Origin of the sequence: Kocuria sp. CNJ-770 (assembly GCF_001942375.1) — a bacterium.
GTDB classification, from domain to species: domain Bacteria; phylum Actinomycetota; class Actinomycetes; order Actinomycetales; family Micrococcaceae; genus Kocuria; species Kocuria oceani.
Genome location: NZ_MKJW01000147.1, coordinates 1 through 11,106, shown reverse-complemented (window position 1 = coordinate 11,106; position 11,106 = coordinate 1). Strand labels below are relative to the sequence as shown.

The 11,106-nt window shown below is 75.8% G+C and carries 7 protein-coding genes and 2 pseudogenes; 2 read left to right on the top strand and 7 right to left on the bottom strand.

Features of this window, described 5'->3' with window-relative positions:
• A pseudogene (locus BJF77_RS20900) lies at nucleotides 1-369 on the top strand (hypothetical protein); the annotation flags it as partial.
• Between the two features lie 67 nt (nucleotides 370-436).
• On the opposite strand, the gene BJF77_RS17640 reads toward BJF77_RS20900, so the two are convergent.
• Complete coding sequence (locus BJF77_RS17640; protein WP_075872982.1) at nucleotides 437-931, bottom strand: nucleoside deaminase; 495 nt, start codon at nucleotides 929-931, stop codon at nucleotides 437-439.
• Between the two features lie 291 nt (nucleotides 932-1,222).
• Here BJF77_RS17640 and BJF77_RS17635 point away from each other — a divergent pair, with 291 nt between their 5' ends.
• Nucleotides 1,223-2,353, top strand: coding sequence for an alanine--glyoxylate aminotransferase family protein (locus BJF77_RS17635; RefSeq protein ID WP_139318637.1), 1,131 nt, complete (start codon nucleotides 1,223-1,225; stop codon nucleotides 2,351-2,353).
• 82 nt (nucleotides 2,354-2,435) lie between these two features.
• Here BJF77_RS17635 and BJF77_RS21165 read toward each other — a convergent pair whose 3' ends face one another.
• The 6 genes and pseudogenes from BJF77_RS21165 to BJF77_RS17610 all read right to left on the bottom strand — a co-directional run.
• A complete protein-coding gene (locus BJF77_RS21165; RefSeq protein WP_255396350.1) occupies nucleotides 2,436-2,609 on the bottom strand; it encodes a carboxymuconolactone decarboxylase family protein in 174 nt (57 codons plus the stop codon).
• Between the two features lie 237 nt (nucleotides 2,610-2,846).
• Entirely contained in the window at nucleotides 2,847-4,322 is a 1,476-nt protein-coding gene (locus tag BJF77_RS17625; RefSeq protein WP_238985937.1) for a stealth family protein, read from the bottom strand.
• A 183-nt stretch (nucleotides 4,323-4,505) separates the two neighbouring features.
• A complete protein-coding gene (locus BJF77_RS17620; protein WP_075872980.1) occupies nucleotides 4,506-5,345 on the bottom strand; it encodes a DNA-formamidopyrimidine glycosylase family protein in 840 nt (279 codons plus the stop codon).
• A 27-nt stretch (nucleotides 5,346-5,372) separates the two neighbouring features.
• Nucleotides 5,373-6,083, bottom strand: coding sequence for a hypothetical protein (locus BJF77_RS22905; RefSeq protein ID WP_187347295.1), 711 nt, complete (start codon nucleotides 6,081-6,083; stop codon nucleotides 5,373-5,375).
• A 521-nt stretch (nucleotides 6,084-6,604) separates the two neighbouring features.
• Nucleotides 6,605-10,431: pseudogene (locus BJF77_RS17615) on the bottom strand (DEAD/DEAH box helicase); the annotation flags it as partial.
• On the bottom strand, nucleotides 10,421-11,106 hold a 686-nt coding region (locus tag BJF77_RS17610), incomplete at its 5' end, for a DUF4232 domain-containing protein (RefSeq protein ID WP_075872979.1). The pseudogene BJF77_RS17615 and the gene BJF77_RS17610, both read right to left, overlap by 11 nt.

The following is an 11,106-nucleotide window of genomic DNA, read 5'->3' as shown; positions in this document are numbered from 1 at the left end:
GCCCTGGTGATCGTGGCCACCGCCGAGGCCGACTGCGAGGTGCGCACCACCCTGGGCCGGATGCACGAACGCATGCTCGCCGCCGCCCGGGCCCTGGACCCGGACCAGGCCGCCACCGTCACCGCCTTCCTGCACGCCATGGCCGCAGCCGTCGACGCCGCCGAGGACGCCGACGAGGACGTGGGCGGCCCGGATGATCCGGAGGGTCCCGAGGACCTCGGAGATCCCGCGGTCATCGAGGTCGTCCACGGCACCGACGCCGTCGACACCGGCGAGGAGCTCGAGGCTCCGGGGTCGCCCGGGCGCGGCGCCGTCCGGGTGAGCCGCGCCGCCGAGCGGCCGGGCGCGCCGGACGCCGCCGGGCCCTGATGGCCGGCGGCGTCCGGTTGGCCGGCGGCGTCCGGTGCGGGCCCCGGCCCGTGCCGGGGCGCGCTCCTCAGTAGGCGGTGCGGGCCGTGTTCGCCGCCCACGCCTCGAAGGGCGCGGTGCGCTCCTGGAGGTCGACGGGGCGCACGGGCAGCGAGCGCTCCTCCACCGGCCGGGCGAAGTACTCGTGGAACTCCGCGTCGTCGAAGCCCCCGGCCGCGGCGTCGTGCCGGTCGGCCGCGAACCAGACCGCGTCCAGGCGGGACCACAGGGACGCGGACACGCACAGCGGGCACGGCTCGCAGCTCGCGTAGAGGGTCGCGCCGGAGAGGTCGAACGTGCCGAGCTCCCGGCATGCGGTGCGGATGGCGACCACCTCCGCGTGCGCGGTCGGGTCGCTGTCGGCGGTGACACGGTTGACGCCGGAGAAGCGGCGGCCGTCGGCGGTGACGACAACGGCGCCGAAGGGCCCGCCGTCGGCCTTGGCGTTGTCGACCGCGAGTGCGATGGCCTCGCGCAGGAACTGCCGGGCCTCGGTCGGAACAGTGGTCTCGTTCGTGCTCATGCGGATCTCCCGGGTGAGGCAGATGCCGCTGGGGAGCTCGCCGAGCCAGAACCGGGAGACGCGCCGACGGCGGCCGCTGCGTGATCGATGGTGCAGTTCTGCCTGGTAGATAGTCCGGTCGCCCGAACCCGCCGTGGGCCAGTCCAGAGGCTACCGGGCAGTGTCCCGCTTCACAACAGCCGCCCCTGCGGTCCCGGGGACCGCGCGCGGGCGCGGCCGCCACGCCGCCGCCGGACCGGTCGCCCGGCTCCGTGCCGGAGGACGTCCCGGCTAGGCTGGGCTCCCGACCCGATGACCCGTCCGTGTGAGGAGCGCTCCGTGCCCGTGATCCAGCGACACCTGTTCGGCCCCGGCCCGTCCAACCCGTATCCCGAGGCCACGGCCGCGCTGGCCCTTCCGCTGCTCGGGCACCTCGACCCCGCGTTCCTGGAGATCATGGACAGCGCCTGCGACGGTCTGCGCGAGGTCTGGGGCACCCGCAACCGGCGGACCCTGCCGCTGAGCGCCACCGGCTCGGCCGGCATGGAGGCCGCCTTCGTCAACACCGTGGAGGACGGCGACGTCGTCGTCGTGGCGGTCAACGGCCTCTTCGGGGAGCGGATGTGCGACGTCGCGGCCCGGTGCGGCGCCGAGGTGGTGCGGGTGGACTTCCCGTACGGGCAGCCGATCGACCCCCAGCAGGTCGCCGAGGCGCACCCGGCCCCGAAGATCATCGCCGCGGTGCACGCCGAGACCTCCACGGGCGTGCGCTCGGACATCGCCGCGCTGGGGGAGCTCAAGGGCGACGCCCTGCTGCTCGTCGACGCCGTCACGTCCATCGGCGGCATCGAGCTGCGCGCGGACGAGTGGGGGGTGGACCTCGGCTACGCCGGCACCCAGAAGTGCCTGGGCGTGGCTCCGGGGCTGGCGCCGTTCACGATCTCGGACGCCGCGTTCGAGCGCCGGGTGGGCCATCCCCGGTCCTGGTACCTGGACCTCGGCATGCTCGGCGGCTACGTGGGGGAGGCGCAGGGCCGGGCCCGCACCTACCACCACACCGCGCCCACCGCCATGATCGCCTCCCTGGACGCGGGGCTGCGCCGGATCTCCGAGGAGGGCCTGGAGAACGTGTGGGCCCGCCATCAGGCGGCGGGCGACGCCCTGCAGGACGGGCTGCAGGAAATGGGCCTGGAGCTGTTCGCCGCCGAGGGCCACCGACTGCCGGAGCTGACCACCGTGAAGGTGCCCGAGGGGGTCGACTCCGCCGCGGTCCGGGCCCACCTGCTGGAGCACTACTCGCTGGAGATCGGCGCGGGCGTCAAGGAGTACGCCGACACGGTCTGGCGGATCGGGCTGATGGGTCCCAACGCCCACGCCGGGTCCGTGGCGCTCGTCCTGGGCGCCCTGCAGGAGGCGCTGCGGAAGACCCCGCTGCCGGTCTGAGCCGCCGTGCCGCGGCGTGCCCCGGCCGGGGCACGCCGCGGCACGGGACCGGACCGGTCCTCCCCGGCCGGGAGGACCGGGATCAGGCCTCGTCGAAGATCCGCACGGCCATGGTGCCGTGGGTGACCGCGGCGCCGGCGCCCAGCCCGGCGGCGACCATGACCGCCTCGGCGATCTGGGCCTTCGAGGCCCCCGCCTTCTTGGCCTGGGTCACGTGCACCTCGAGACAGTAGGGGCACTGGGAGCTGATGGCCACGGCCACCGCGATGAGCTCGCGGTGGAGCTGGTCGATGGCCCCGCTCCTCCCGCCCGATCGTGCCGTCGAAGGCGGCGAAGGCCTGGAACTCCTGCGGGGCGAGCTCCTTGAACTCGGGCAGGCGCTTGAGGTCGTCCGGGGAGTGGTAGTGGTCGGTCACGGTGACGTCCTTCCGGGTCGGATGTCCCGAGGCTACCGGGACCGGCCCCGGCCGCCCACCCCCCGCGCCCGGCCCGGTCACCTCTCCCAGGGCGCCCGGACCGGGAAGTACCGCTCCAGGAACGCGGTCATCCGCTCGGCCCGCTCGGCCGCCGGCACCTCCGGGAAGCTGCCGTCGTTGAGGCAGAACATGTCCAGGCTCCGCCGCCCGAGCAGCCTGTCCATCTGCTGCAGCCCCGCCCGGGTGGTGGTGTCCACGTACTCGGTGCGGGCGGTCTCCTGGGTCACGGCCCGGCCGGTGAGCAGCGCGTAGTAGTGGTACAGCGAGTTGGTCACCGAGATGTTCTCCGCGGCGCGGAAGCGGCTGGAGGAGGTGCGGAGGAACTCCCGGGGGAACTCCTGCTCCATCTCGGCCACCACGCTGCGGCGCAGCGGGGCGGCGCAGTGCTCCAGGTGACGGGTGGTGATCCGGCCGAAGCGCTCCCACAGCAGCCTCCGGTTCACCCGCGCCGCGTTCTCGAAGCCCGAGCGCTCGGGGTGCCCCTCGCCCAGGCCGATGCGGGTGCTGGCCTCCACGAACTTCGACACCCCGCCGGGGGAGAAGAACAGGGCCGGCCCGAGCTGGCGGCCGAAGAACATGTCGTCGTTGGAGTAGAGGAAGTGCTCGGACAGCCCCTCGATCCGGTGCAGCTGCGCCTCGACCGCCTGCGAGTTGTAGACGGGCAGCACCGAGGTGTCCGCGAAGAACTCCTCGCTGCGCACCACGCGCACCCGGGGGTGCTCGGCCAGCCAGGCCGGGGGCCGGGAGTCGGTGGCGATGTAGATGGTGCGGACCCAGGGGGCGAACATGTGCACCGAGCGCAGGGCGTACTTGAGCTCGTCGACCTGCCGGAAGCGGGCCTCGTGGTCGTCGCCCTCCCCGACCACGGCGTCCTCCATGTAGGAGGCGCGGACCCGCCGGTACTCGGCGTCGGAGCCGTCCACCCAGGAGAAGACCATGTCGATCTCGAAGTCGATGTCGCTGGCGTGGTCGGCAAACATGTTCTCGATGGTCGGCCACGGCAGGCCGAAGCGTTCCACGCTCCCGCGCACGGCCTCCGCGCGGGAGACGGACCGGCGGGTCAGGGAGTTCTCCACCGGCAGCCGGATCTCGTGCTCGCCGAACTCCCACAGCTCGATCTGCACGCCGGTCGCCGCGCCGTAGTACAGCTTCGAGCGCTTCGAGTAGTGCGGGCGGTAGAGCCGGAACACGCGGGCGTTGCGCCGGTGCGTGAGCTCCCCGTCCGCGAGCAGCTCGGAGGTCTGCTTCTTGGTGTCCATGGGCTTGACGTAGTACGGCTCGCCGAGGGCCGCCTCCACCAGGGCCTCGCGCAGCCGCGCCCGGTCGTGCAGGTCCACCGCGACCACGGGCCGCTCGTCGTTGCCCCGCACCAGGAGGTGGTCGATCCCGGCGCCCTCCAGGACGCGGCGCAGGAAGAGCAGGTTCTGCACCATGACGTCGTGGGGCGTCTGGTCGGTGATGCGCAGGGCGAAGCGGCCCTTGTACCGGACCACGTCCGGGCGCTCGTCGAGCGCCGCGGCGGAGGCGCGGGACGCGCTGCGGAACTCCTCGCCGTCGGGCCCGTCCTCGGGCGCGGGGAAGTAGGCGGTGTCGAGCGTGGTGGCGTCGATGGTGGTCTCCTGGTCCTCGTCAGCGGCTGCGGCGCTCCCAGGATAAGACCCCGCGGGCGCCCGCCGTCACGGGGCCGGCTGGCAGCGCTCGCAGAACCACAGCGCCCGGTCCTGCGGGGGCCCGGGGTGGGTCTCGCCGGGGGTGAGCTCGGCGTCGTCGATCCGGGCCTCCCGGATCGGGGTCCCGCAGCGGCGGCAGGGCTGCCGGCCGCGGCCGTAGACCCAGAACTGCTCGCCGCGCCGGGCCGGCCCGCCCACGGTGGAGCGCTGGGAGCGGTCCCGGTTGGCGTGCAGCAGTCGGTGGGAGAGGTCCACCACGGCGCCGAGGTCCTCGACGGCGGCCACCGGGGTGAAGGGGTGCAGGCGCCGCAGGAAGAGGATCTCGTTGCGGTAGACGTTGCCGATCCCCGCGAGATTGCGCTGGTCCATCAGCGCGGCGGCCACGGGCCGGCGCGGGTGCCGGGCCAGCCGGGACAGGGCCTGCGCCCGGTCCCAGTCGGGGCCGAGCAGGTCCGGGCCGAGATGGCCCACGAGCTCGTCCTCGTCCGCCGTGGCCACGAGGTCCAGCATCCCGAGGTCGAAGCCCACCGCCTGGGCCGCGGCGGTCTCCAGGACCGCGCGCGCCTGGTAGCCGGGGCGCCGCCAGCGGGCCCCCCGCGGATAGACGTGCCACATGCCCTCCATGAGCAGGTGGGAGTGCAGGCTCAGCGGCACCAGGGCCTCGGGGCCGCCGTCCACGCGGATCAGGAGGTGCTTGCCGCGCGGGACCACCGCGGTCACGGTGCGCCCGGAGAGGTCCGCGGTCGCGATCGCGGGGAAGCGCAGGTCGCTGCGCGTGAGGACCTGACCGGCCAGGGCTCGGCGCAGCAGCGCGGCCTGGCGGTAGACGGTGTCACCCTCGGGCACGACGGCCTCCTTCTCCGGGCGCCCCGGTCACCGGCGCATCCTCAGTCCGCGCGGGGTCGAGTAGAAGCCTCCGGCCAGCAGGGACTCCCGGACCGCGGTCTCGAGAGGGCCGGGGCCGAGCACCGGGGCCCCGTTGACCTTCTCGACCGTGAGCTTGTCCACCGCGCCCCGCCGCACGGTGCCGGCCACGGCCGGTCCGGCGGCGGCCAGGGCGTCCGCGTCCTCGGTGAACGCGAGCACGGTCCGCCCGCCGCGCTCCACGTACAGGGCCAGGGCGCCGTCCACGAGCACGACGACGGCGCCCGCCTTGCGCCCGGGCCGGTGCCGGCCGGCCGGCGCGTCCTCGCCGTCCGGGGCGGTCGCCGCGACCGGGTCCGGCCACTCGAGGGCGGCCCCGTAGGGGTTGGCGGGGTCGGTCGCGGCCAGGGCCAGCGCCACGGGCTCCTCGGCGCGCACCTGGTCGTCGGTGCTGAACGTGCGCAGGTGGTCCACGGTGGCCGGCTGGGCGAACTGGGCGGCGCCGAGCCCCTCGATGAAGTAGCCGCGGCGGGCGCGGCCGGTGTCCTCCAGGGTGGAGAGGACCTTGTAGACCGTGGCGAAGCCGCCGGGGATCTCCTCGACGGCCACGGGCCCCTTGGTCACCACTCCGTAGCGGTCCATGAGCAGCTCGGCGGTGGCCGAGGCCCGCAGCGTGGGCTCGAGCGGCTCCGGGCGCAGCATCGACCAGCGCCCGGCCACGAGCGGGGAGTCGTGCCGCTCCAGGGTGGCCGGACCGCTCGCGGCCCGCAGCGCCCCGCCGATCCCCGGCGGGACGCGGCGCCGCCGGGCCGCAGCCGGGCGGCGCCGCGGCGGACCGTCGAGCGGCCCCGCGGGGGCTTGGCCCGGTGCCGGTGGGCGGCCTGCCCGCCGGAGAGCAGCGAGCGCACCGGGAGGAAGGTGTCGTTGGTGATCAGCCCCGCCCAGACCAGGTTCCACAGCGCGGTGGTCAGCTCCCCGGCGGGCACCGGGTCGCCGTCGGCCTCGAGCAGCCCGAGCAGCTGCGGGAAGAACCAGGCGCCGCCGGGGGCGAGGACGTCGAGCACCCGGCGCTCGAGGGTGGAGTCCAGGGCGGCGGCCGCCACGGCGAGGGTCTCGGCGGGCGGCAGGGTCAGCTGGGCCGCCTCGCTCAGGTGCAGCGACACCCACCCGTCGTCGCCGGCCAGGGAGCCGGCCCCGGACCACAGGACCTCCCCGGACGCGGTGAGCTCGTCCAGCAGCTCGGGCCGGTAGTCCGCCACCCGGGCCGCCAGCACGAGCGGCTCCCAGGCCGAGGCCGGGACGGCGACGCCGGCGAGCTGGTCCACCACCGTGAGCACGCCGTCCTCGCCGCGCAGCTGGTGGCCCCGGCCCACGTGCTGCCAGGCGGGCAGGAACCGGGCGTAGACCTGCCCGGGGACCGGCTCCACGTCGCGGCGCAGCGCGGCCAGCGAGCGGCGCCGGATCCGGCGCAGCACCTCCGCCTCGCACCACTCGGAGGCGGCCGGGCCGGGCCCGCCGGCGTCCGTGCGCGCCGGCCGGAACTCGCCCTCGACGACCCGCCGGTCCGCGGCCAGCCGCTCCAGGGTGGTCCGCACCACGGCCGTGCCGAGTCCGAGCCGGGCCGCGGCCTCGTCCACGGTGAAGGGCCCGTGCGTGCGGGCGTAGCGGGAGACGAGGTCGGCCAGCGGGTCCTCGACGGGCTCGACGAACGCGAGCGGCACCCCCATGGGCAGGGGCACGCCCAGGGCGTCGCGCAGTCGGGAGGCGTCCTCGATGGCCGCCCAGTGGTCCACGCCGCGCAGGTGCACCCGCAGGGCGCGGTTGGCGGCCACGAGCTGTTCCAGCCAGCCGGCGGCGGTGTCCTCGGGGCAGGCGGCCTCCGGGTCGTCCGGGTCCTGGAGCCGGCGTGCGGCCTCCGCGGTGGTGAGCGGGCCGAGCAGGCGCAGCAGGTCCGCGGCGCCCTCGAGCCCGCGCAGCCGGCGGTCGGCGGCGAGGCGCTGCAGCTCCGCCTCCGTGCGCTCGAGGACCTCCGGGTCCAGCAGCTCCCGCAGCTCGGCGCGGCCCAGGAGCTCGTTGAGCAGGGCGGCGTCGAGGGACAGGACCGCCGCCTTGCGCTCGGCCAGCGGGGAGTCCCCCTCGTAGAGGAACTGGGCGACGTAGCCGAAGAGCAGGGTCCGGGCGAACGGGGACGGCTGGTCGGTGGTGGTCTCCACCACCCGGATCGCCCGGCGCTCCACGGCCCGGTGGAGCTCCTTGAGGGCGGGCAGGTCGTAGACGTCCTGCAGGCACTCGCGCACCGTCTCGAGGATGATCGGGAACTGCGGGTACTTCCGGGCGACGTCCAGCAGCTGCGCGGAGCGCTGGCGCTGCTGCCACAGCGGCGTGCGCCGGCCGGGGTCGCGCCGGGGCAGCAGCAGGGCCCGGGCGGCGCACTCCCGGAAGCGGGACGCGAACAGCGCCGAGCCGCCCACCTCCTCGGTCACGATCCGGTCCAGCTCGTCGGCGTCGAACAGGAACAGCTCCGCCCCCGGGGGCTCGTCCTCCATGGCCGGCACGCGCAGCACGATGCCGTCGTCGGCGGCCTGCGCGGAGCCGTCCAGGCCGTAGCGCTCGTGCAGCCGGGCGCCCACGGCCAGCGCCCAGGGGGCGTGCACGGGCATCCCGAACGGCGAGTGCAGCACCACCCGCCAGTCCCCGAGCTCGTCGTGGAAGCGCTCGACGACGAACAGCCGGTCCGAGGGCACCTGCCCCACGGCCTCCTTCTGCTCGCCCACGTAGGCCAGCAGGTTGTCGGCGGCCCACTCGTCGAGCCCGGCCGCGCGCAGCCGGGCGCGGGCCTCGTCCTCGGCGGCCCCGGCGATCTCCCGGTTGAACCGGCCCACCGCGCGGCCCAGCTCCACGGGCCGGCCGGGGCCGTCCCCGTGCCAGAACGGGAGCTTGCCGGGGACCCCCGGGGCGGGGGAGACGATCACCCGGTCGTGGGTGATCTCCTCGATCCGCCAGCTGGAGGCGCCCAGGGCGATGACGTCGCCCACGCGGGACTCGTAGACCATCTCCTCGTCGAGCTCGCCCACCCGCTTGGAGTTCTTCCCGTCCTGCTCGCCGACCAGGTACACGGCGAACAGGCCGCGGTCCGGGATGGTCCCGCCCGAGGTCACCGCCAGCCGCTGCGCCCCGGGGCGGCCCTCGATCGTGCCGGTCTCCCGGTCCCAGACGATGCGCGGGCGCAGCTCGGCGAACTCGTCGGAGGGGTAGCGGCCCGAGAGCAGGTCCAGGGTGGCGTCGAAGGCCGAGCGGGGCAGGGTCAGGAACGGGGAGGAGCGGCGGACGGTGTCGAACCACTCCTCCACCTCGACCGGTCCCAGGGCGGTCGCGGCCACGGTCTGCTGGGCCAGCACGTCCAGCGGGTTCAGCGGGACGGCGAGCGGCTCGATCCGGCCCTGCAGCATCCGCTCGACCGTCACCGCGGCGTCGAGCAGGTCCCCGCGGTGCTTGGGGTAGAACCGGCCGCGGGAGACCTCCCCGACCTGGTGGCCGGCGCGGCCCACGCGCTGCAGCCCCGAGGCGGCCGAGGGCGGGGCCTCGATCTGGACCACCAGGTCCACCGCGCCCATGTCGATGCCCAGCTCGAGGGAGGACGTGGCCACCACGCAGCGCAGTCGCCCGGTCTTGAGGTCGTCCTCGATGACCGCCCGCTGGTCCTTGGAGACCGACCCGTGGTGGGCGCGGGCCAGCACCGGGGCCGCGCCCTCGTACCGGCCGGTCTGCCGGCGCAGGTCCGCGGGCTCGGCGGCCCCGCCGGGCGCGGACGGATCCCGCCCGGCCAGGGCGGAGCGCAGCACGTCCCCGAGCTGCTGCGGCGCGGAGCCCGCCGGGACCCCGGGGGCTGCGTCGTCGTGCGGGCCGCTGCCGGTCCCGTACGCGGCCTCCGGGCCGTCGCCGTCCGGGCTGCCGTCCGGGTCCGTGTGCTCGAGGCGGAAGGCGTAGATCTCGTTGAGCCGTGCCGTGAGCTTCTCGGCCAGGCCGCGGGAGTTGGCGAACACGATGGTCGAGCGGTTCTCCAGCACCAGGTCCACGACCCGCTCCTCGACGTGCGGCCAGATCGACGCGGTGGTCGTGGGGGCGAGGGCGTCCAGGTCGTCGTCGCCGAAGCCGGATCCGGCCAGGGACGGGGAGGCGGCGGGACCGCCCAGCACGGTCATGTCCGGGATCGGCACCGAGACCGTGAGCTCCCACCGCTTCTCCGCCCGCGGCGCGACGACGGAGACCGGCTCCCGCCCGCCCAGGAACCGGGCGACCGTCTCGACCGGCTCGACCGTGGCCGACAGCCCGATGCGCTGCACCGGCTTCTCCAGCAGGGCGTCCAGCCGCTCCAGGGTGAGCGCCAGGTGTGCCCCGCGCTTGGTGCCGGCCACGGCGTGCACCTCGTCCACGATCACGGTGTGCACGTCCGTGAGGGTCTCCCGCGCCTTGGACGTGAGCATCAGGTAGAGCGACTCGGGCGTGGTGATGAGGATGTCCGGCGGGCTGGACAGCAGGGCCCGCCGCACGGCCTGCGGCGTGTCCCCGGAGCGGACCCCCACGCTGACCTCCGGCGGCTCGACGCCGGCGTGCCGGGCGGTCTGGGAGATCCCGATCAGCGGGGCCCGCAGGTTGCGCTCCACGTCCACGCCCAGCGCCTTGAGCGGGGAGATGTAGAGCACCCGGGTGCCGCGCCGCTCGGCCCGGGGGGCCGCGGAGCGGGCCTTGGTGCGCAGGCTCCCCGTGTCCGCGGCCGGTGCGGCGGGGACGGCGCCCCCGGGCCGGCCGCGGACGCGGTGTCCACGGTCCCCGGCCGCCCGGTCGCCGTGGCCGGCCCCGGCGCCGCCTCGGCCACGAAGCGGTCCAGGGCCCACAGGAACGCGGCCAGGGTCTTGCCGGAGCCGGTGGGCGCCACGATCAGCGCGTGGCGTCCCGCGGCGATGGCCCGCCAGGCGCCCTCCTGGGCGGCCGTGGGCGCGGCGAACGCACCCGAGAACCAGGCCCGGGTGTGCTCGGTGAACAGGCTCAGCGCCGGATCAGGTGCCAAAGCCCTGGATCTCGAGCTGCTGGATGCCGGGGCCGGTGCAGGCCTCGGCGGGGAAGGGCACCACCACGGAGCGGGTGTTCTCGGGCGGATAGACGCGCAGTCCCGCGGCCTCCCGGGCCTCGCACCCGGGGTGGACGGCGGCCTGGCCGATCCGCAGCGCGGCGGTGGCGGACTCGCCCGGCGCCAGCTGCCTGCCGGTCCCGGGGACGCCCGCGTCCCGCACCGCCGGGGCGCCGAGGGTCGTGCCGTCGGCGTCCACGAAGGAGATCCCCGGGTAGCCGCCGAGCACGCAGGGCTCCGCGGCCGTGTTGGTCACGGTGACGTCCACCCAGACCGACCCCGCGGCGCCCCCGGCCGGTGCGGCGGAGACCCCGAGCGCGGAGGTCGCGCACCAGCCGGCGCGGCCGGCGGCGGCGCCGCGAGCGGGTTCGCCGGCGTCCTCGGCGGTCTCCCCGGTGGGCTCCTCTGCGGTCTCCTCGGTGGGCTCGTCCGTGGTCGCCCCGCCGGGCCCCGCCGTGCCGGTGGGCCCGGGGGCGGGCTCCGCGGGATCTGGCGATCGGGGCGGTGGGCGCCGGCGGTGGCCGCTCCTGGTCCCGGAGGCACCGACGTCGACTTCGGCGAGCTGACGCGGCAGCAGGTCGCCCACCTGCAGGCCCGGGGCGGCGAGGTCCGCTA